Source organism: Psychromonas sp. KJ10-5 (assembly GCF_055808325.1).
The window spans coordinates 2183600-2206224 of the sequence record NZ_CM147864.1 but is presented as its reverse complement, the minus strand read 5'-3'; the positions used below and the strand labels follow the sequence as shown (position 1 = coordinate 2206224).

Annotated in this window: 17 protein-coding genes and 1 tRNA gene; 9 read left to right on the top strand and 9 right to left on the bottom strand. The window is 38.2% G+C overall.

Features of this window, described 5'->3' with window-relative positions; all coding sequences use genetic code 11:
- The first annotated feature begins 21 nt into the window (after positions 1 to 21).
- The gene (locus AC0L3W_RS09735; protein ID WP_409439022.1) at positions 22 to 1029 is read left to right on the top strand and encodes a substrate-binding domain-containing protein; all 1008 of its coding nucleotides are present in this window, start codon (positions 22 to 24) and stop codon (positions 1027 to 1029) included.
- A 296-nt stretch (positions 1030 to 1325) separates the two neighbouring features.
- Here the strand turns inward: AC0L3W_RS09735 and ilvD are convergent, their stop codons facing one another.
- From ilvD to AC0L3W_RS09715, 4 genes are all read right to left on the bottom strand, one after another.
- Entirely contained in the window at positions 1326 to 3164 is a 1839-nt protein-coding gene (gene ilvD, locus AC0L3W_RS09730) for a dihydroxy-acid dehydratase (RefSeq protein ID WP_409439023.1), read from the bottom strand.
- A 99-nt stretch (positions 3165 to 3263) separates the two neighbouring features.
- Positions 3264 to 3515, bottom strand: coding sequence for an acetolactate synthase 2 small subunit (gene ilvM / locus AC0L3W_RS09725; RefSeq protein WP_290040523.1), 252 nt, complete (start codon positions 3513 to 3515; stop codon positions 3264 to 3266).
- Positions 3512 to 5158 carry an acetolactate synthase 2 catalytic subunit gene (ilvG, locus tag AC0L3W_RS09720; RefSeq protein ID WP_409439024.1) on the bottom strand — a complete coding sequence of 549 codons (1647 nt, stop codon included), beginning with the start codon at positions 5156 to 5158 and terminating at the stop codon, positions 3512 to 3514. The genes ilvM and ilvG overlap by 4 nt, the downstream gene beginning before the upstream one ends.
- Positions 5159 to 5568: 410 nt before the next feature.
- Positions 5569 to 6039 (bottom strand): hypothetical protein, encoded by a 471-nt coding sequence (locus AC0L3W_RS09715; protein ID WP_290040521.1) that lies wholly within the window; start codon positions 6037 to 6039, stop codon positions 5569 to 5571.
- A 300-nt stretch (positions 6040 to 6339) separates the two neighbouring features.
- On the opposite strand from AC0L3W_RS09715, the gene AC0L3W_RS09710 reads away from it, so the two are divergent.
- Positions 6340 to 7854 carry a YifB family Mg chelatase-like AAA ATPase gene (locus tag AC0L3W_RS09710; protein WP_290040520.1) on the top strand — a complete coding sequence of 505 codons (1515 nt, stop codon included), beginning with the start codon at positions 6340 to 6342 and terminating at the stop codon, positions 7852 to 7854.
- Between the two features lie 11 nt (positions 7855 to 7865).
- Here the strand turns inward: AC0L3W_RS09710 and AC0L3W_RS09705 are convergent, their stop codons facing one another.
- From AC0L3W_RS09705 to pepA, 4 genes are all read right to left on the bottom strand, one after another.
- Entirely contained in the window at positions 7866 to 8762 is an 897-nt protein-coding gene (locus AC0L3W_RS09705) for a type 2 periplasmic-binding domain-containing protein (protein ID WP_409439025.1), read from the bottom strand.
- 273 nt (positions 8763 to 9035) lie between these two features.
- Entirely contained in the window at positions 9036 to 11894 is a 2859-nt protein-coding gene (locus AC0L3W_RS09700; protein ID WP_409440405.1) for a valine--tRNA ligase, read from the bottom strand.
- Positions 11894 to 12370 carry a DNA polymerase III subunit chi gene (locus AC0L3W_RS09695; RefSeq protein ID WP_409439026.1) on the bottom strand — a complete coding sequence of 159 codons (477 nt, stop codon included), beginning with the start codon at positions 12368 to 12370 and terminating at the stop codon, positions 11894 to 11896. The genes AC0L3W_RS09700 and AC0L3W_RS09695 overlap by 1 nt, the downstream gene beginning before the upstream one ends.
- Positions 12371 to 12402: 32 nt before the next feature.
- Entirely contained in the window at positions 12403 to 13917 is a 1515-nt protein-coding gene (pepA, locus tag AC0L3W_RS09690; RefSeq protein ID WP_409439027.1) for a leucyl aminopeptidase, read from the bottom strand.
- A 186-nt stretch (positions 13918 to 14103) separates the two neighbouring features.
- On the opposite strand from pepA, the gene lptF reads away from it, so the two are divergent.
- On the top strand, positions 14104 to 15204 hold the full coding sequence (gene lptF / locus AC0L3W_RS09685; protein ID WP_409439028.1) for an LPS export ABC transporter permease LptF: 1101 nt from the start codon (positions 14104 to 14106) through the stop codon (positions 15202 to 15204).
- Positions 15205 to 16269 carry an LPS export ABC transporter permease LptG gene (lptG, locus tag AC0L3W_RS09680; protein ID WP_290040515.1) on the top strand — a complete coding sequence of 355 codons (1065 nt, stop codon included), beginning with the start codon at positions 15205 to 15207 and terminating at the stop codon, positions 16267 to 16269.
- Positions 16270 to 16334: 65 nt separating this feature from the next.
- Here the strand turns inward: lptG and AC0L3W_RS09675 are convergent, their stop codons facing one another.
- Entirely contained in the window at positions 16335 to 16880 is a 546-nt protein-coding gene (locus AC0L3W_RS09675; RefSeq protein WP_409439029.1) for an RDD family protein, read from the bottom strand.
- A 161-nt stretch (positions 16881 to 17041) separates the two neighbouring features.
- Between AC0L3W_RS09675 and AC0L3W_RS09670 the strand changes: the two genes are divergently transcribed.
- The 5 genes from AC0L3W_RS09670 to AC0L3W_RS09650 all read left to right on the top strand — a co-directional run bounded on the left by AC0L3W_RS09670 (position 17042) and on the right by AC0L3W_RS09650 (position 22578).
- Positions 17042 to 17126: transfer RNA gene (locus tag AC0L3W_RS09670), tRNA-Leu, on the top strand.
- 280 nt (positions 17127 to 17406) lie between these two features.
- Complete coding sequence (locus tag AC0L3W_RS09665) at positions 17407 to 17976, top strand: PEP-CTERM sorting domain-containing protein (protein ID WP_290040513.1); 570 nt, start codon at positions 17407 to 17409, stop codon at positions 17974 to 17976.
- Between the two features lie 1529 nt (positions 17977 to 19505).
- The gene (locus AC0L3W_RS09660) at positions 19506 to 20489 is read left to right on the top strand and encodes a TRAP transporter substrate-binding protein (RefSeq protein ID WP_409439030.1); all 984 of its coding nucleotides are present in this window, start codon (positions 19506 to 19508) and stop codon (positions 20487 to 20489) included.
- Positions 20490 to 20713: 224 nt separating this feature from the next.
- Positions 20714 to 22003: a TRAP transporter large permease gene (locus AC0L3W_RS09655; protein ID WP_409439031.1), complete on the top strand. Its 1290-nt coding sequence runs from the start codon at positions 20714 to 20716 to the stop codon at positions 22001 to 22003.
- Positions 22003 to 22578, top strand: coding sequence for a TRAP transporter small permease (locus AC0L3W_RS09650; RefSeq protein ID WP_409439032.1), 576 nt, complete (start codon positions 22003 to 22005; stop codon positions 22576 to 22578). Before AC0L3W_RS09655 ends, AC0L3W_RS09650 begins: the two co-directional genes overlap by 1 nt.
- The last annotated feature ends 47 nt before the right edge of the window (positions 22579 to 22625 follow it).

Sequence of the window (22625 nt, the reverse complement as noted above, 5' to 3'; positions counted from 1 at the left end):
AACTAAGGAATTCATAACATAATGGCCACTATTAAAGATGTAGCGAAACATGCGCAAGTTTCTACTTCCACAGTTAGTCATGTATTAAATAAAACGCGTTATGTTAGCGAAGAAATCACTGAAAAGGTAAAAGCTGCGGTTGAGTTGTTAAATTATACACCTTCAGCGTTGGCGAGGAGCTTAAAGCTTAAAAATACTCGTACCTTTGGCATGCTTGTAACAACGTCAATTAACCCTTTCTTTGCTGAAGTCGTAAAGGGGGTTGAACGACGTTGTTATGAGCAAGGCTACAATTTATTGTTATGTAATACAGAAGGTAATTTCGAGCGCTTACGCTTTAATATTGATATGTTATTACAGAAACGTGTCGATGGTTTATTGTTAATGAGTGATGAACTAGTCAACCAAAACATTGATATTTTTGAACGTCATGATCCTGTGCCTACAGTTGTGATGGATAATGGTGATACAGGGTTCCCAACCGATAAAATACAAGATAACGCCTATAAAGGTGGTTTGATAGCCACGCAATATCTCATTGATAATGGCCATACTAAAATAGGCTGTATTCGCGGTCCTATTGATAAACCCACTGCGAAAAAACGTTATGCTGGTTTTGAACAAGCAATGCATGAGGCGAATTTAAATATCAATTCAGATTGGGTAGAGATATCTAATTTTGAGTGTGAAGATGCTGCTATTGCTTTTAAAAAGCTTTATCAAAAAGGGGAATTACCAACGGCTATTTTTGTTTGTAATGACATGATGGCTATGGCCGTGATTAATGCAGCAAATAGTTTAGGATTATCTATTCCCGATGATTTATCGATTATTGGTTACGATGATATTAAGATTGCGCGTTATATGACACCTTCATTAACGACCATTCATCAATCTAAATTTAATTTAGGACAGCAAGCTTTTGATACGCTTTTAGACAAAATACAAACTAAGCGAGAAAGTGATTTAGAGATCCAATTAGAGCCAACACTAGTGGAAAGAAGTAGTGTGAAAAATCTTCTACTTTGACTATCAAACCTCAATGCGAGATAAGCAATACAGGGTCGTTATTTTAGCGGGTTTGCGATGTTAAAATATCTTTTAATAATCTGTTATTGTTTCAATGACTCGCTTTAAACTTCGCAAAACTAACGGCACGGTATAGTCAAAAAATATAATATTATAACTTCAAATATAATTCCGCTGTTATTCACCTGAATTGAGGGGATGGCATAAAATAGTGTTTGAGAATTAAAAAAGCCCATTATGTACTTACATAATGGGCTTTTTGATATCTTGCTACTTAAGCACTCTACACTGAGGGCTTATTTAAGTTTAGTGATATCTCGTACAGCACCTTTATCGGCAGAAGTTGCCATTGATGCATATACTTGTAATGCCACTGAAATAGGGCGGATACGGTTGGCTGGCTTCCAACCAATTGCATCTTGTTTTGCACGACGCTCTGCTAAGACTTCATCAGATACTTTTAAGTCCATCGCACGTGTTGGAATATTAATATCAATGATATCGCCGTTTTCGATTAGACCGATTAAACCACCGGCAGCCGCTTCAGGTGAAACGTGACCGATTGATAATCCAGATGTACCACCAGAGAAACGACCATCGGTAATTAATGCACACTCTTTACCAAGACCAATTGATTTCAGGTAACTGGTTGGGTAAAGCATCTCTTGCATACCTGGGCCACCTTGTGGACCTTCGTAACGAATAACAACTACATCACCAGAAACTACTTTGCCACCTAAGATTGCAGCTACTGCGTCATCTTGGCTTTCGTATACTTTTGCAGGACCTGTGAATGTTAGGTTATCGTCATCAACACCCGCGGTTTTAACCACTGCGCCATCAACTGCCATATTACCAAATAATACTGCTAAGCCACCTTCAGTGCTGAAGGCATTGTCGATTGAACGAACACAACCTTCAACACGGTCATTGTCTACTGTATCCCAGCGGCATGACTGACTGAATGCTTTTACGGTACGGATACCAGCAGGGCCAGCTCGGTAGAAGTCGATCACTGCTTGGTCTTTGGTCTGCATAATATCGTACTGTGCTAACTGCTCACGCATCGTCATGTTTAAGATGGTTGGAGTATCGCCATTTAATAAACCTGCACGATCTAGTTCACCTAAAATAGCCATTACACCACCTGCACGATGCACATCTTCCATATGGTATTTAGGTGTAGAAGGCGCTACTTTACATAGTTGAGGAATACGGCGAGACATCTCATCCATATCGGCTACAGTAAAGTCTAATTCAGCTTCTTGAGCACAGGCTAAAAGATGCAGGATAGTATTAGTAGAACCACCCATTGCAATATCTAACGCCATTGCATTTTCAAAAGCGGCACGGTTAGCAATTGAACGCGGTAATACTGAGTAATCGTCTTCTTGGTAGTGACGTTTAGCGATATCAACAATACGAGTACCTGCATCTAAGAATAGTTGCTCACGGTCGGCGTGTGTTGCTAACATTGAACCATTACCTGGTAATGATAAACCTAAGGCTTCAGTTAGACAGTTCATAGAGTTAGCAGTGAACATACCTGAACATGAACCACAAGTAGGACAAGCACTACGCTCAACTTTTTCAACATCTTCATCAGATACTGTTTTATCGGCACCCATTACCATAGCATCAACTAAATCTAGTTTGATAATTTGCTCAGAAAGCTTAGTTTTACCTGCTTCCATTGGACCACCCGATACCATAATCACTGGGATATTTAAGCGTAATGCCGCCATTAACATTCCCGGTGTGATTTTGTCACAGTTAGAGATACAAACAATCGCATCAGCACAGTGAGCATTTACCATGTATTCAATTGAATCTGCAATTAAATCACGTGAAGGTAAGCTGTAAAGCATGCCAGAGTGGCCCATTGCAATACCATCATCAACAGCGATAGTATTAAATTCTTTAGCAATACCGCCAGCTGCTTCAACAGCACCTGCTACAAGTTGCCCCATATCTTTCAGGTGAACGTGGCCAGGTACAAACTGTGTAAATGAGTTTGAAATTGCGATGATTGGCTTACCGAAGTCATCATCTTTTACGCCAGTTGCGCGCCATAGTGCACGTGCACCAGCCATATTACGGCCATGTGTTGAGGTTTTCGAACGATAATCTGGCATGTTAATTTCCTTAAACTGCTTTGCTGGCCAACTCAATGGGCCTTGATAGTAATAGTAGTGCAAGTAAAACAGATAACCCTTAAGGGTACAATCTGCAATTTATGCGCTTGCTTTAATATTTCCGCTTGATGCTAATAGAGTGACCGTTAATATACCAATCACTTTATCAAGTTGTTTAGTAAGTAGTGTTATTTCACGGTCACTACTAACGGTTAATTCAATATGTGTAAGTTGTTGTTCTATAGTTGCATTGATGCTTACAATGGAGAAACCGCGGTGACGACAAACACGCAATAGGCGCTCTAAAAACTCTGGGCTATGCTTAGCTTCAATTGTTAATGTGTTATTCATCCTACGCTCTCCATCATTTGATCATTTGCTGCACCTGGTGGAACTAATGGCCATACATTTTCTTCTTCAGAGATAGATACATGTAATAAGTAAGGGCCATCGCTATTTAATAAACGTTGTAATGCTTGCTCTATTTGAGATTTTACAACAATGGTTTCACCTGGAATATCAAAGGCACTAGCTAGTGTCACAAAATCTGGATTATCAGTTAAAATAGTTTCACTGAAACGACCATTAAAGAACAACTCTTGCCATTGTCTTACCATGCCTAAGCGTTGGTTATCAATGAGTAGTATTTTTACTGGTAACTGTTTACGTTTAATAGTACCTAATTCTTGTATGTTCATCATAAAGGAACCATCACCCGATACTGCGATCACCGTATCATTTGGACGTGCTACCTGTGCACCAACAGCTGCTGGTACACCAAAGCCCATAGTACCAAGACCAGAGCTAGAAATATGGTTTTCCGGGCGATCTACAAACATGTGTTGCGCTACCCACATTTGATGTTGACCTACATCACTACAAATCACCGTATCTGCAGGCATAGTTTCAGCTAATTGGCGTAATAAAGCCGGCGCAAAAATCGGCTCACCTGGATGATCATAACGATTAGCGTGCGTGACTTTCATTTCGCTAATATGTTGTTGCCATTGTTCAATACTAGGTTGTACAGTGATTGCGGGTAGTACTTGTTTAAGATCATCTGTCATAGAGATGGTGACTTGGCGTAATTTATCTATTTCAGCTGCATCCACGTCGAGATGAATAACTTTAGCATGTGGTGCGAATTCATCTAGTTTACCTGTTACACGGTCATCAAATCGTGCACCCACAGCGATTAACAAATCACATTCTTGAATCGCTAAATTAGAGGCTTTACTGCCATGCATACCCACCATACCCATGAAATAAGTTGAGTCATGTTGAATACAACCAATTGCTTTTAGCGTACATACGCTCGGAATCTGAGTTTGCTCAATGAAAGTGCGTAATTCAGATACTGCTTTTGCCATTCCGACACCACCACCTACATAAAGTAATGGTTTTTTAGCTTCACTAATTAATAGTTTGCTATGTGATATTAAGTTTTGATCCAGTGGTTTCTGTGTATCTGCTAATTGTGCCAAGGCATAGGCGACACTTGGGCCGACTTGGATATCTTTGGGAATATCAATCAATACAGGGCCTGGGCGTCCGCTGGTGGCGATTTCGAAAGCCTGCTCAATAATTGGACCTAATTGCTCTGCAGTTTCCACCATAAAACTATGCTTTGTACATGCTAGCGATAAACCTAATACATCGACTTCTTGGAAAGCATCAGTACCAATTAAATGGGTTGGCACTTGACCAGTAATAGCCACGATAGGAATAGAATCTAATAAGGCATCTGCTAAACCAGTTATTAAGTTAGTGGCACCTGGACCTGAGGTCGCAATACATACGCCCACTTTACCCGTAGAGCGTGCATAACCGATCGCTGCCATTGCAGCACCTTGTTCATGACGGCATAAAAGATGATCAACGCCACCATCAAATAGTGCATCGTAGAGTGGCATGATAGCACCACCTGGGTAACCAAATACCTGTGTTACATTTTGCTCTTTGAGAGCGTGAACAACAAAGTTTGCACCATTCATGGGGTTTTCCTGAATTTAATGATGGTTAATCAATCTGTTTTTAATGCGTTGAAGATTGATTTTAAAAAGGGTGGTCTTTATAGCAAAAAAGCGCTGTTCAAACAACTTTTGTTACATTTTTAAACAAATTATTGAGTAGGCATTCACTTGAAAGTGATAGTGTTTGAGTCGTCATATTAAGCAGGTAATTTTAATTTTACACAGAAAAATAATTAAATTTAAATGAGCAAGTTAACATGGAAGATTGTTCCCTTTATAACCTCTAGAACTCATTAGCCGATTAGCTTGATTAGTAAAACAGACCCGTCGTTTCTTGGGGTTAATATTAGCGTTGATAGAAGAATTATAGGGATGAAACTAATAAATAGAGACGGACTAGTATCAGCCTCTATTTATGCTACTGCTTAGTGTTATCTGAATGCTTTTGTAGGTGTGTCAGTTTTACTTTTTGTATATTCTGCGACAGTTAACTGTTCAAAGGCTAATGCAATCCAACTACTCATTAACATGTCATAATGCTGTTCAACACCACTACAAGCTACCACTATGTTTCCGTACACAAATGATCCATAAAATAAGATATCACCATCTTGTAATGCAGAAGGGTGTTTAGATTGAATATCAACATTAGCACAACTGTTACGCCAAGCTTGATGTGCTTTTTTTCTAGCTAATTCATCAAATTGGATTGTCCACTCTTTTGGAGAACCCAATGATTTTTCTACTAAAATAGCGCTATCAAAATCAGACTCCCATGGTTTTAAGGTAGGATCCATAATCACAATATGTAATTCTTTTCTGTTGGTACGCTCAAATAATTTCAGTATTGCAGGGGTCACCAAGTCGATAGCATCTAATGCTATTTCTTTATTACTTCTCATTCATCATTTCCTTACTCTGTTGAGCATTAGTGGTTATATAAATGATTAACATACCTTGATCATTTAACCTTTTAAGTTGTCATACCATACTATTTAAAAATAAAAAATACCGTGAAGAGTCACTCACTTTAATTACCAGAAAAATGATAAACCGGATTTGTTTGTGACTTTAAATTTTGTATTACAGATCTAATTATTGCCTTTGATTATGTGTTTCTAGACACACTATTTTGCTGAATAACTTTTGACACCTATACTTAAAGGCACATTCAAAACGGATAGCTGGTAAAGGGAGTTAAGATGGCATTAGCGAGGTTAGTATGTCGTTCTATTTCGGGAGTAGATGCTCCTGAAGTAGAGGTTGAAGTCCACCTTGGTACTGGGTTACCTGCTTTTTCATTAGTTGGATTACCTGAAACGTCAGTCAAAGAAGCAAAAGACCGAGTACGTAGTGCTATTTTAAATAGTAATTACAAATTTCCGAGCAAGCGGATCACGGTGAACCTCGCTCCTGCTAACTTACCTAAAGAGGGGGGACGTTTTGATTTAGCCATTGCTTTGGGTATTTTACTCGCCTCAGAGCAATTAAAGTGTCCTGAAATTCTACAATTTGAGTGTTATGGAGAGTTATCATTATCGGGAGAGTTACGCCATGTCGATGGCATTATCCCTTGTGCATTAGCCGCAAAAGAGCAACAACGACAAGTCATTGTGTGTACAGAAAATGCCCATGAATGTGCATTAACGGGAGCGAATGGTGTTGTTGCTCATTGTTTAGTTGATGTCTGTGCCTATTTACAGCAACAGCTTACTTTGCCACCTGCTGAGCAAGATGTAACTACCAGCATCGAAGCTTCTTCTCTAGACTTCAGTGATGTTCTTGGTCAGGAGCAAGCCAAGAGAGTGTTGGAAGTTGCAGCTGTTGGGGCGCATAATTTACTCTTAATTGGTCCTCCTGGTACTGGAAAAAGTATGTTAGCTGAACGTTTTATGACGTTGTTGCCTAACTTAGAGGAGCATCAAGCCTTACAAACTGCTGCTGTCTACTCGGTATGTGGCAAGCAACGGAGTGATTGGTTTTTACCACCGTACCGTGCTCCTCACCATAGTGCTTCGGCAGTGGCGCTGGTGGGCGGAGGAGGTAAACCCAAGCCGGGAGAAATCTCATTATCGCATCATGGGGTGTTGTTTTTAGATGAATTAGCTGAATTTCCCCGACAAGTCTTAGATAGTCTTCGTCAGCCGATGGAAAACCATCAAGTTACTATTTCTCGTGCTGCAAACCAAGTAACTTTTCCTGCGCATTTTCAATTGATTGCAGCGATGAATCCTAGCCCTTGTGGACATATTTCAGGTAATTTAAGGCGCAGTACGCCAGATCAAATATTACGCTATTTAGGACGTTTATCAGGCCCTTTCTTAGATCGTTTTGCATTAGCTATTATGGTGCCGTTATTACCAAAAGGTTTATTAGCTGACTCACAACTAGGTGCAAAAAATAGAATAGAAACCAGTGCTGAAATCAAAGAGAGAGTATTAGCTGCTCGTCATATTCAGCTAACACGGCAAGGGAAATTAAATCATTATTTATCAAGTCAGGAAGTTAATCAATTTTGTGTATTAAGCAAAGAGGATGCTGTTTTTTTAGAGCAAGCGATTGATAAAATGGGATTATCTATTCGTGCTTGGCATAGCTTACTAAAAGTGGCCAGGAGTATTGCTGATCTTCAACAACAAACTGATATATCTAAAGCCCACTTGTGCGAAGCATTAAACTATCGAGCAATGGATAGACTATTAAGTAGCTTCAACTAAGGTCGTTTAAGTTATAGAGGTAACCATGGAATTGGTGTCAATGTCTGTATGGAGTCTTCCGGCAATATAACGTTATCGATGGCGATAAGCTTGCGTTTATCCAAATGTAATTTGTCTATTTGTGCCTTGTGATACAGCTTTACGAGCTCAGATAATGCTCCCTTTTCTTTTAACCTAGTTAAGCCCAGAGTGATTCTTTGAGCAAGCTCTGGGTCACTCTCATGGACGAAAAAGAAAATTGGAAAAGGGTAATGAAATAATAGTGTATTCTCTATTTCAAAATTTAAATCAGCGTATTTTTCGTATTCATCAGTTACTTCATTAATACCACGAAGATAACAATCAAAACGTTGCTTTTTTAATTGTTGAAATAATAAACTGTATTTATAAGAAGTACGTACATCTAAACCACTGCTTTTTAGAATGTGTGCATCAGGCCAGTCTTGATGTTGACCTATGGTTAAGCGATTGTCTATAAATGCTTGTTTATTGTTGATGTTTGAAAATTTAGGTTGATCTCCTTTATTAATCAAACAAACGCGATAACCTAATAACCCGTTTAACAGAGGGACTTTAACAGCAATTGCTCCCTTTTCTCTTTCTAGACTAGAAGCAAAGTGTGCTACATCTAAGACTCCCTCATACTTTATCGCTAACCGCTGTACAGCTCTTCCTTGTTCCATCTCTTTTGATGGGACAATTTCGTACTCCCCATATTCATGACGAGTTATATCCAAAGCTTTGATTAATATTGTGATAAAAATAGGATCAGGATGTTCAATAGTATGTTGCCATACGGTAATTCTTGTGTGTGCAAGAGAGGGATTTTGATCTGCATATATTGATGTAGATAAAATGGCTATTAATAAAAATAAAAAAGACTGAATTGTTGTTTGTAGAGAGAACATATTTTTTCATAAAAGCCAAAGAGGCTATTAGTGTAGATCATTTTCACAAAGTTGCTAAAAATGTAAGCAGTTATTTTTAATTTTTATGAAGTAATCACGGTTTTTATCAGGAAACAAGAGTAAAGAGCTTCTAATTAATTTTGAGCTTCATTTCAGATCAGTGAGTGGTAGGCGTTTTTACTATGCATGTTAAAAGCTGGATATGAAAAAGGGACTGTTAAACAGTCCCTCAAAAAGTTAAAGCGCATTAAGAAATTAAGCTAATCGATAGGGTTAAAGTGCTTTAATCGTTTCAATTTGCTCACTTAACTTGTCACAAGTAGTTTGGTATTCAGCTTGTTTTGCTTTTTCTTTCGTAATAACCGCTTCAGGTGCATTACTTACAAAGCGTTCATTACTTAGCTTCCCAGAGACTTTATCTAACTCTTTTTTCGCTTTTTCAAGTTGTTTAGCTAAACGTGCTAATTCAGCCTCTACATCAATTAACCCAGCCATTGGGATAAGTAACTCTAAATCACCAACTAATGCTGTAACCGACACAGGTGTTTGTTCACCTTCAGCAACAAAAGTAACACTCTCTAGTTTAGCTAATGCAGCTAAGAATGCTTCATTATCAGTGAAACGACGAATTGCTTGATCATCTGCATTTTTAACTAATACATTGAGTGGCACTTTCGGGCTAATATCCATTTCACCACGAATATTACGTACAGCATCAATCACTTGTTTAACCCACTCAAGGTCTGCAACAGCTTGCTCATCCACTTGTGATGCATCATATTCAGGATAAGCCTCTAACATGATGGTATCGCCACCTTGACCAGTGATTGTTTTCACTCGTTGCCAAATTTCTTCTGTCATAAATGGCAGCATTGGATGTGCAACACGTAATAATGTCTCTAATACATTGATTAATGTATTACGTGTACCACGTTGCTCTTCTTCGCTACCTTTGAATAAAACAGGTTTTGTTAATTCTAAGTACCAACCACAGAATTCATTCCAGATGAAGTCGTACAAAATATTCGCAGCGATATCAAAACGGTATGTATCTAATGCTTGGCGGAACTCTTTGACCATATTTTGTAACTGACCTTGGATCCAACGATCGGCAAGGCTAAATTGCATTGCTTTATTGTCGCCAAAACCAAAGTCTTGGTCTTCAGCATCCATTAATACATAACGGCTTGCATTCCATAGCTTGTTACAGAAGTTACGGTAACCTTCAAGACGGTTCATATCCCAGTTGATGTCACGACCTGTGGATGCCATTGCTGCTAATGTGAAACGAAGTGCATCGGTACCATGTGCTTCAATACCGTTAGCAAAGGTTTTACGTGTATCTTTTTCAATCTTCTTAGCAAGTTGTGGTTGCATCATGTTGCCTGTACGCTTGGTCACTAGGCTTTCAAGATCTAAACCATCAATCATATCTAAAGGATCTAATACGTTACCTTTAGATTTAGACATTTTATCGCCATTTTCATCACGAATAAGCCCAGTCACATAAACGGTTTTAAAAGGAACTTGTGGGGTGCCATCGTCGTTCTTCATAAAGTGCATGGTGAGCATGATCATACGTGCAACCCAGAAGAAGATAATATCAAAACCAGTCACCAACACATCAGTTGAATGGAAAGTTTTAAGATCCATGGTTTGGTTTGGCCAACCTAATGTAGAGAAAGTCCATAAACCAGATGAGAACCATGTATCAAGTACATCATCATCTTGATTTAACACAATACTGTCATCTAAGTTATGTTTAGCGCGTACTTCTGCTTCATCGTGACCTACATAAACTTTACCAGCTTCGTCATACCAAGCTGGGATACGATGTCCCCACCATAACTGACGAGATACACACCAATCGTTAAGGTCATTCATCCATGAGTTGTACATGTTTTCATATTGTTGTGGTACGAATTTAATATCACCATTTGCAACCGCTTCTGTTGCTGTTTTTGCAAGAGGAGCAACACGTACATACCATTGGTCTGTTAACATTGGTTCAATAACTACGCCGCCACGGTCGCCGTAAGGTACGGTTAAGTCATGGTCTTTCACTTCATCTAATAAACCAAGTGCATCTAGTTCACTTACCACTAATTTACGCGCAGCTTCACGTGTTAAGCCTTGAAATTGTGCTGGTAATTCTGTTGGATAATCTTCGCTCTTTTCACCATTAGTATTAAACACTTCTGCGCTATCACGAATACAAGCATCAAAAGTTAATACATTGATCATTGGCAGTTTATTGCGTTTACCTACTTCGTAGTCGTTAAAGTCATGTGCCGGTGTGATTTTTACACAACCCGTGCCTTTTTCCATATCCGCATGTTCATCACCAATAATTGGGATTTCACGATTAACAAATGGCAGTAAAATGGTTTTACCAATAAGGTCTTTGTAACGTGGATCTTCAGGGTTAACAGCAACCCCTGTATCACCTAATACCGTTTCTGGACGTGTTGTCGCCACTACGATGTAATCTTTACCGTCGGTAGTTTTTACACCATTCGCTAACGGGTAGCGGAAGTGCCACATGAAACCTTTAACATCTTTGTTTTCTACTTCTAAGTCAGAAATCGCAGTGTGTAATTTTGGATCCCAGTTTACAAGACGTTTGCCGCGGTAGATCAAATCGTCGTTATATAAATCAACAAAGGTCTTTTTAACGGCTTCAGATAAACCATCGTCCATGGTAAAGCGTTCACGATCCCAATCTACAGAAGTACCTAGGCGACGCATTTGGCGTGAAATATTACCGCCTGATTCAGCTTTCCAGTCCCAGATTTTTTCAATGAAAGTTTCACGGCCTAATTCTTTACGTGTTTGGCCTGTTTCAGCAAATAATTTACGCTCAACAACCATTTGTGTTGCAATACCTGCATGGTCGGTACCCATTTGCCAAAGCGTGTTTTTGCCTTGCATACGTTGGTAACGAATCAAAGTATCCATGATCGTATCTTGGAAAGCGTGACCCATGTGTAAACTACCAGTGACATTTGGTGGTGGGATCATGATGCAGAAACTTTCTTTATCAGTATCACCGTGTGGTTTGAAGTAACCTTTTTCTTCCCAGGTTTGGTAATTTTTTTGCTCAATCGCACTTGGGTTGTATGTTTTTTCCATCATTTGTCTTCTGTCTGGTTGGTTGACTCTTGAGATGTTGCTTCAACATCTTGAGTAGAGAGGGTGTGGCCTAGTTTTTTATAGGCACTGTAACGCATTCGCGCATTAATTTTTAGTTGTTCTTGTGCTGGCACAAAATCAATAATTTGTTGGAAGTTTAAATTAAACTTCGGAATAGATTGGTTTAGGTTGATTAACACAGCGCGAGGGTGCTGTGGAGCAAGCCAGCTAATCTCAACTGGAGAACCATATCGAGGGCCTTCACCCACTAAATTATGGGGTACAAAACTATCACCATCAAATTGCCATAAATACTCGTCAACAACAAAAGCATCCTGTTGATTCTCTGTATAAATAAACACTTTTTTATTTTGTTGATAATAATAAGCCGCTAACTGGCAAGCCTGCACAAAATGTGCAGGCAAACCAGCATTCGTATCGGGTTGCGAATGTATGTAGAAAAGAACTTGGCTCATTATTAGCTTGTACCTTGCTTAACTTGGTACATTTACGCTTCTATATCCGTTAGTTCTTGCTCACTGCGGTTAATCACAAACTGAGTTAATAACGGAACAGGGCGTCCTGTTGCACCTTTGTTTGTGCCTGAACGCCATGCTGTACCAGCAATATCTAAATGCGCCCATGTGTAAGCTTTAGTGAAGCGAGATAAGAAGCAAGCGGCAGTGATTGAACCCGCTGGACGACCACCGATATTCGCCATATCAGCAAATGGGCTGTCTAATTGCTTCTGGAAATCATCATCCATTGGTAATTGCCATGCTTTATCACCGGTTTGGTTTGATGCGCCTAACAGTTCATGTGTTAAGCCTTTGTGCGGACTCATTAATGCACTGATATTATGACCTAGAGCAATAATACAAGCGCCGGTTAAGGTTGCCATATCTACTACACATTCAGGTTCGAAACGTTCTACATAAGTTAGTGCATCACATAATACTAGACGGCCTTCTGCATCGGTATTTAATACTTCAACCGTTTGCCCTGACATAGTGGTTAGAATATCACCTGGACGATAAGCTTTGCTTGATGGCATGTTTTCAGCAGCTGCGACCAAACCAATAACATTGATTTTTAAGTCTAATTCAGCAATCGCTTGCATAGTACCAAACACCGAAGCAGCACCACCCATATCATATTTCATTTCATCCATGCCTGCACCTGGTTTTAATGAGATACCACCTGAGTCAAAGGTTAAGCCTTTACCCACTAATACAATAGGTTTTTGATCGCTTGGACCACCTTTATAGTTCATGATCGACATGTAAGCTGGGTTCGCTGAACCTTGTGCAACGGCTAGGTAACTATTCATACCTAGTGCTTGCATTTGCGGCGTATCAATAATCTCAGTGGTGATTTTATCAAAACGCTGACCTAACTCTTGTGCCTGTTGGCTTAGGTATAACGGAGTACAAATATTTGGTGGCATGTTAGCTAGATCTTTACAAAGCTTCATACCTGCAGAGACTGCAATACCATGTTGTAATGCTAATTCAGCACGTGCTAATTCTTTACGACTTGGTACATTGAAGGTTAGTTTACGTAAAGGACGACGTGTGTTGTCTTTATTAGTTTTAAACTGGTCAAAGTTATATAAGCTATCTTGTGTTGCTTCAACTGCTTGACGAACTGCCCAGTAGCTATCGCGGCCTTTGATATGTAATTCAGATAAGAAACAGATTGCTTCTAACGCACCCGTGTCATTTAAGGTAGTAATGGTTTTTTCAATGATTTGCTTGTACTGTTTTTCAGTTAATTCGCGTTCTTTACCACAGCCAACTAATAATACACGCTCACTCAGTACGTTTGGCACGTGGTGTAAAAATAAAACTTGGCCTACTTTACCTTCAATATCACCGCGACGTAATAAAGCACTTAAATAACCTTCACTGATTTCATCTAATACTTCGGCTGCATGGGATAGACGGCGAGGTTCAAAAACACCTACAACAATACAGGCGCTACGTTGCTTTTCCGGGCTACCACTTTTAACTAGAAATTCCATATGTATCCTTAAAACGATTATATTAAGATTAACTGTGCTATTTTTATAAAAATGCAGTTATCATTAGCTCTTGTGGATCTTGAAACGTAATATAAACTTACTAAAATAGCAATTTTACCGCAATTGCTCTCTTAATCCACTATTTTACCGCTTTTGTAGCATTCTTATTTTACATTGGAGATCAGCTTGATAATTCTTCGTTATTTAATGTTAGAAACATTTAAAAGCCAAGTTGGCATTCTCTTTGTTTTAATCCTCATCTTTGTTAGCCAAAAATTCATCACTATTCTTGCTCAAGCTATTAATGGCGTGATACCTGCTGACTTAGTATTAACTATTTTGTTTCTAAATTTGCCGACTTTAGGCATCTTAATGTTGCCTATTAGTTTTTATTTAGCAATCCTTTTTGCACATGGTCGATTACACAGTGAGAGTGAAATGGTGGCGTTAACCTCATGTGGTTATAGCCCTAATAAAGTACTTAAGGCAACCTTAACACTATCCTTATTAACCTTTACCTTTGCCTGTTTTAATAGTTTATTCCTTGCGCCGAGTGCGGAAGATAAGATGATGTCTATTATTGAGCAAGCCGAAGCAAATGCGGGTACAGCAACGCTAATTGAAGGGCGTTTCCATAAAGCTTCTGGGAATGGCGGTGTGGTCTACGTAGAAAAATATGTAGAGGGGCAAAATTTACAAAACGTATTTGCTGCACATTGGCCAAAAGAAGGAGGGGTTTCTCCTTCCGTGATCACCGCAAAAAGTGGTAATGTGGCTGAGAAAAAAGATGGGACCTGGTTAACCTTAGAAAATGGCCAACGCTATGCAGGGGTTGTGGGTGAAAATGAATTCGAAAACTCAAAGTTTTCAACATACCAAGTACATATTGCCAACTCTACCGTAGAGAACAAATCTCGTGACGTAGAGGCTTTACCCACATCAAAATTGATTGGTGTAGATAACCCTAAATACCAAGCTGAGTTGCAATGGCGTATTGCTATTCCTGTTTCTATTTTATTGATCACGTTTATGGCCGTACCATTAGCTAGAGTCAATCCACGTCAGGGGCGTTACGCGAAATTATTGCCTGCCTTAGCTTTATACCTTAGCTTTTTCTTATTATTGAGTGCATCTAAAAGTTTAATAGAAGACGGTGCCATTCCTGCTATTGGTATGTGGGCAGGACAGATATTGTTTTTTATTGTGGGTATTGTTTTACATTTACAAACAATCGGTAAGCTAAATTTTAGTCGTAGAAAAAAATTGACGCCTAAGTTGGGGAAGTAAATGGGGATTATAGATAGATACATTGGTCGCACAATCTTTGCGGCAACGTTTTTAAGCTTATTCGTACTGATTGGTTTAAGTAGCATTATTAAATTTGTTGAGCAGATGAAGAGTGTCGGAACTGGTGCTTACACAGTATTATCTGCGGCCTATTTTGTACTTTTAAAAATGCCGGTTGAGATAGCATTATTCTTCCCGATGGCAGCCTTAATCGGTGCTTTAATTGGATTAGGCTCGTTAGCTAGCAGTAGTGAGTTAGTGGTTATGCAAGCGGCGGGTATGTCTAAATTTAGAATCGCGACGGCCGTATTAAAAACTGCTATTCCAATGGTTATTGCTGTTATGTTACTAGGTGAGTTTGTTGCCCCGCAAACAGATAAAGAAGCTTATTTCATGCGCGATCAGCTTCGTAAGGGGACTGAACGAGTTGATAACAAATATGGTGTTTGGGCAAAAGATGCCAACTCATTTGTGAGTATTGGCAGAATGAACAGCAAAGCAGAATTGTATAATGTACAGCTATACTTTTTTGCTAAAGACCTAACCTTGAGTCGAGCAATGGTTGCTAAGCAAGCAACTTACCAAGAAGGGTCTTGGTTATTACAAGAGGTGAGTCAAACCAGTTTTTACGATGGTGAAACGCGGGTTGAAAATTTCCCTGATTACGTATGGGAAACTGAATTAACACCGAAAAAACTAGAAGTCATTATCAGTGAACCAGATAAGATGTCGATGCGTGATATCTATGACTACATTACTTATTTGGAAAGTAATGACCAAGATGCGAGCAGTTATTGGTTAATACTATGGCGTAAAGCGGTATTGCCTTTCACCGTGGTCGTTATGATGTTGCTATCGGTTTCATTTATATTTGGTGGTTTAAGATCAGTCCCCATGGGTACACGTCTTATTTTTGGTATAGCCAGTGGCTTTACTTTCCATGTATCTGGAGAGTTATTTGGTCCCGCTAGTTTAGTATTTGGCTTACCGCCGATTTTAGGTGCTTTATTGCCTAGTATATTAGTGTTAGTAATTGCTATGTATCAGTTAAGAAAGCAAACTTAAAGAATGGAATGATAATTTACTTACTCAGTTAAATGGAGCTTTAACTGAGTAAGTAATAATATTTCTTACTTTTCTTTTCCTTCTACCTTTTTAAATAGAGCCCAGGTGTTTAAAGATTTTGGTAATACCACGACTTCACACTCAGCCCATAAATCTTGAAAAGCATTGCGATCTTTAAGTAACGCCATAAAACTACCTAAACCAAAAGCAGAGGTGGCTAAGCGAATCGCAGCTTGCGTCATGCTTATATTACTACCATCACTATTTTGTACTCTCAATTGAACCAGTTTCATGCCAATAGTCTGTCCTGAACAGCTCCAAAAATAAATGAAGAAAGCAATAATAAGTAATGAGATATAGGCTAAAAACCACATGCTATGACCTAAATAATCGCTGCTATCTTGATATAAACTTAAATCAATACCACCCAACTTCGCTACAATATTCACTACCAATAATGCCAGTGCCGTGGCAAAGGCAATGACGAATCCTATTGTAAAAAGATCAATAATATAAGCTCCTAAGCGTCTCCAAAAAGAGGCGCGTTTGCAGCCTTGATATTGCTCCGCTAAGTCGAGCGCTTGATTCTTTTTTTTATTCTGTTTGGCCATGATAATCCCTCAAATATGTGAAAAAACAGTGTAGCAAATGGCTAATAACTTGGCATTTTATTTATTATTCATAAAGATTGAACGGTTTTTAATCGCTTACGCAGGATTGTAAACAAAATGCTTGTTTGTCATTGTCCTGTAGGTATAATCCTTTCCACTCAGCCCGAGTGGTGAAATTGGTAGACGCGACGGATTCAAAATCCGTTTCCGAGAGGAGTGACGGTTCAAGTCCGTCCTCGGGCACCATATTCAAAGAAAGCCTCAACAATAGTTGGGGCTTTTTTGTTTCTGAATAATGAACATTCTGTTTTTATCCAATACCTGTTTTGCTATTAGCCTCTATCTATATTTGATTTAAGTTAGTAAAAGTTTATTAAAAGATAATGGTTGTCGGATTTTTTAACACTAATGATATTTAAAAATAAAAAAATGATAAAAAAGTATTTTAAAACAATAGTTTATATTTTTGGCATGTTTAGTGCTTTGTTAGGATGTAAATAGCTATTCATAACATTAAGGAAATAATATGAATTTATTCAAAACAGCACTGACAGCTATCATTTTACTGTCAAGTACATATGCTTCGGCTATCTCTTTTTACTCAAGTGTAGACGATGGCTCTAGTAGCACTAGTCCAACAACAACACTTACTGATGATGATCATAATTGGATTGATCCAACTGGTACTGATTTAGATGGTGCAACATGGATTCAACCAAGTGATGCTTGGAATGTTGATGGTAGTGAGTATAGTTTTTATGAGCTAGATCTTGTTACTGTTGATAATTACAACCTAACATCGTTATTCGTTTCTTATGATGACGAGCTGATTGTCTCAATCGGTTCAGATGTTATCTTTGACTCTACACAAACTGATATTGAAAAAGCTTGGAAAAATGTTTATGACATTTTCGATAGCTCACTAACAACATTAATCACTGCAGATAACAAACTAACTTTCGCTGTAACTAATAGCGCTAATGGTAACACTGGTGTGATTTGGAGTGGTACAGCCTCTGTTCCTGAACCAAGCATGTTATTTGTATTAGGTTTTGCACTTATTGCTTTTGCTTACAGACGTAAAACAAACGTATAATCTAATAGCACTATTATATATCTGACGAACGGCTCTATCTAATAGAGCCGTTTTTTTATAACCTGTTTTTAATATTAAAGTGCATCACTTAATCCACAATAAATCAGGTCAATCACTTCTTAACTTCTTAAAGATTATTTTTTCTACTATGAGTCTTGATTAATTACTATACCTTGCTCATCAAACTCAATGACTCTTGGTTTATAGTTATAGTTGAGGTTAAATCGATCGTGAATACTTGCTTCTATTTCGCTCCCACAGGAGTGTCTTATTCCAGTTGGCTCTGCCGGGGCATCAGACATAGAAAGTGAAAAGTAATGTTCTGCATAAGTGGTAAAAGGCTTCAATTCTCTTATGTTATGAGAGGTGCATGATAGGCATATAGGTTTGAACGTCGATCTATTAAAGAAATCGATTCCCTTCTTTTGTTATGATCTTTTTTTGATCACGTAGTTGTTTTTTCTTTTTTTAGAAAAATAATAAAATAGTGTGCTTTTAAAATAGTTAATTGTATCAATCGTGTCCTCTCGTTTTTTAGTTGTATGCCTTTTAAGATAGGGGAAAGGGATTGAACGATAGTGTCACACTCATCACATCATGCGCCTCTAGTTTGTGGTTTTCTCTCTACAAGGCCGATATATTGATGGGAAGCCCAACTATCATATCCTGTGAAGTCACAGTGAGAGAGTGAATAAGAAACTGGAAAATAAGAGATAACGTGTTACCTTATTGTTAAATTAAAATCCGTTAAATCATGTTCTTAACTGTTATTAGTAACAAACAGAATAAAGAAATCAGTTTCTAAAGGATAACCAACTAAGAGTTATTAAGGTAAACGATTTTTAAACATAAATAGTAGAACCTTTTATAAATACTTACTCAGTTATTACAGTTTGATCACAGCTTTGAAAACCTCTTATCTAAACTCCATTAATCGTCATTTTATTTAAATGGTATGTTCAGTTTTAGCGTAAACATCTAGCATCTTCTACATCCCTATTTATCTACTTTAGCTCTTTACTGAGCGCTCACTCACCTAATTGTACAAAAATCAAACAAAAAATTAGAGCGGGCCTTGAGTTTTTTATGCTTTTTTATTGTTATATTATTGTAATACAAAGTGTCATTTAAGGTTGTTCAAATAACTTTTAAATATCAATCAAGTGGATTGCATTCATATTTTATTTGCTCGTATTGAAAGTAGTTATTCTATTGAGAGGGCCTGAGTCACTTTTTTATTTTTACCAAAGTGATCGTTTTATTAACTTTATTAATATTTTGAAATTTATCTGCTTCGTAAGTTATTTGTACATGGAAGTCGTCAATTATTTTTAGTGAATACTGACCATCTATTTCAAAGGTATTGGTGTTCATTGATACATATCGTTTTTACTCAGTTTTACTGAATAAGCGGTAACCGAGAAATACAAAGTGCTACTTCTGCAAAAGAAAGAGGACTGTGTGGAGAGTGTTTTAACAATATAAACATTCAGATAAAGAAAGATAACTGATTATATTAGGAGTTAATTATGGGTTTTAATTTTAAAAAGAGCTTGGCTTCAGCATTGTGCTTAGCGTGGGCATCCTCTGCGTATGCTGCAGTCGAATTTAAGCTTGGTCACTTTGGTGCTGAAAACCATCCTTCACACATAGCAGCGATGCAATTTGCAAAGCAGGTTGAGGCTCGTACAAATGGCGAAGTTGAAGTTGAAATTTACCCTAATAATGCTTTGGGTAGCCCGCCAGAAGTGCTAGAACAAGTAATAATGGGGGTTGTTGATATGAGTCTATCAGGACAGGATCAATTGGCAAAACATGTTCCATTATTTGATACCGTGAGTATTCCTTTTTCATTAACTAATGCTGAGCATGCGGATAGAGTTCTAGATGGCCCTTTTAAAGAGTGGGCTACACCTGAGTTAGATAAAATTGGCTTGGTTTATTTATCCAGTTGGGATTGGGGATTTCGTCAATTGACTAACTCAGTGCGTCCTATTTTATCCCCTGCAGATGTCAAAGGGTTAAAGATTCGAACACCTCCTGCTATGACTTATCAAGCTGCAATGCAGGCGATAGGAGCAAATGTGCAAACTATTTCATTCAGTGAGTTGGTGATGGCGATGCGCCAAGGTGTGGTTGATGGTCAGGAGAATCCAATTGGGGTTATTTATAGTTTAAAACTGTATGAATCTCAGAAATATATTTCAATTCTTAATTACCTTTATAGCTCAATGGTTCATGTTGTTTCTAAAGATGCTTGGGATCGCTTAAATGATGAGCAACGTAAGATTATCAGTGAGGAGTCTGATTCAGCCCGTTTATTAATGCGTAAGTTAATGAGAGAGGAAGAATTAAAACAAATCGCAGATATGCGCGCTAAAGGTATTGTAATTGATGAGCCTGATCTTGCACCTTTCCAAGCAATGATGGGGCCAGCCTATGAACAAATTAAAAAGAAAGTAGGTGCCGCTAATTTTGATAAATGGATTGAGATGGCTGAGTCTCTTAAATAATCAACATTATAAATGCTAAACCCTATTTATTTCGTCTTGAATAAAGGCGAAATATTTCAATTTTACTAATGCATCCAGAAGCAGTTTATAGTTTGAAATCAATCTCTCATTAAAAGATCTATAACAAATTTGGCTAGCTTCATTAATACCAGTCATATTTAGTGAGTGTTGGCTGAATTATAGTTGTTTTAAATGCATTAGATATGACGAACAGGTAACCTTGTATGTTGACCTTAGCGATATTCGGGCTTTTAATTTTCCTACTGTTGATTAATGTTCCTGTGGTGGTGGCCATTGGGTTAACATCGGTCATTTTTTTTGTTGGCCTTGGCGATGTGCGGCTATTAGCTATGTTACCTCATCGCATGTATTACGGCACAACGGGCTTTACATTATTAGCCATCCCATTTTTTATTTTAGCTGGCAATTTAATGAATACAGGAGGCATTACCGATCGTATTTTCCGGTTTGCACAAACCATGGTTGGCCACATATCTGGCGGTATTGGCCAAGTTAATATTGTGGCGAGTGTCATTTTCTCTGGCATGTCGGGCTCTGCTGTAGCTGATGCAGCTGGCTTAGGGCAAATAGAGCATAAAGCTATGGTTGACCAAGGTTATGAGCCTGCAGACTCGGCAACACTTGTCGCTGCTTCCTCTGTTATTGGTCCTGTTATACCGCCTAGCATTCCCTTCGTTTTATACGGTTCAATTACCAGTGTGTCAGTGGCTCGCTTATTCTTAGCTGGTTTTATACCTGGTGTGTTGATGGCGTTAGGAATGATGGTTGCGTTAAGTATCTTAGCAAAACGTAAAAACTATCCCTGTGCAGATACTAAAGCCACATTCAGAGATCGTTTATCATCGTTTAATGGTGCTTTTTGGCCATTGATGGCACCGGTTATTATTGTTGGCGGCATTATGAGTGGCTTTTTTACACCCACTGAAGCATCCGTAGTCGTTTGTGTATACGCAGCATTATTGGGTTTCTATTACAGAGATTTAAAGCTAAAAGCATTACCGGGCATAATTTATAAATCCATTACTCAATCAGTTAGTTTGTTATTTATTATCGCCTCGGCTAACTTTTTTGGATGGTTGATTATCCATCAAAAAATTCCAGATAGCGTCATTGAAACCTTAGTCGGATTTGGAGCAACACAATCGATAGTGATGTGGATTGTGATAGGCATAGTGCTCACTATGGGGTTATTTTTAGAGGGTAATGCTATCTTTTTAATTACCTTACCGCTGTTTATGCCGATTGCCACCATGTTTGACATTGACTTGGTTAACTTCGGTGTCGTGATGGTGTTATTGATTATGATTGGTAACTTAACACCGCCAGTAGGCATGTGTTTATTTGCCGTTGATAGCTTTGCAAAAGTCGGCATGCCTGCCTTAGCTAAAAGGGTATGGCCATATTTATTGATGATATTTCTTATCACTGTGTTAATTGCATTTGTGCCGAGTATTTCTTTGTTTTTACCTAATCTTATTATGGGGGAAATGTGATGGTGGGATTATTGCAAAGCATTGATATTTGGGTGCAAAGAATACTACGCTATATTGCTATTACTATGTTTTCAATTCTCGCTCTTTTATTGATTGCGAATATTTCGTTACGTTTAATTAACGACTTAATTCAATTTTTGCTAGTGAATGGCTGGGAGGGAACTGCCAACTTTATTCAGAGTGTAATCACTATTAACTCTTTTTATTGGTTTGATGAGATTATTGAATTGAGTTTTGCTGCACTGGTTTTTTATGGTGCGGCAGCTTTGTGGTGTGCCAAGTTACACTTTTCAGTAGGGGACTGGATAACGCCGCGTATTAATAGTATACGCTTACAAAATTTATATAAGTTACTGATATTACTTATTTCTGCGACTTTTATGGCTATCTTATTTTGGTATTCGCTTAAGTTAACTTTAAGAACAAATCAAGTGACCACTGCCTTCCAAATTAAGCAATGGATCCTCTACTCCTGTGTCCCGATCTCTTCGATGATCATGTTGATCTACTCAATCGTTGATGTAGTTATTGCGGCTAAACGTTTGTTGCACGGAGATCACCCAGTACAGCAATAAAAACCAAACCATTTATTTTTCTAGATATGACTATCAAAATACAACCA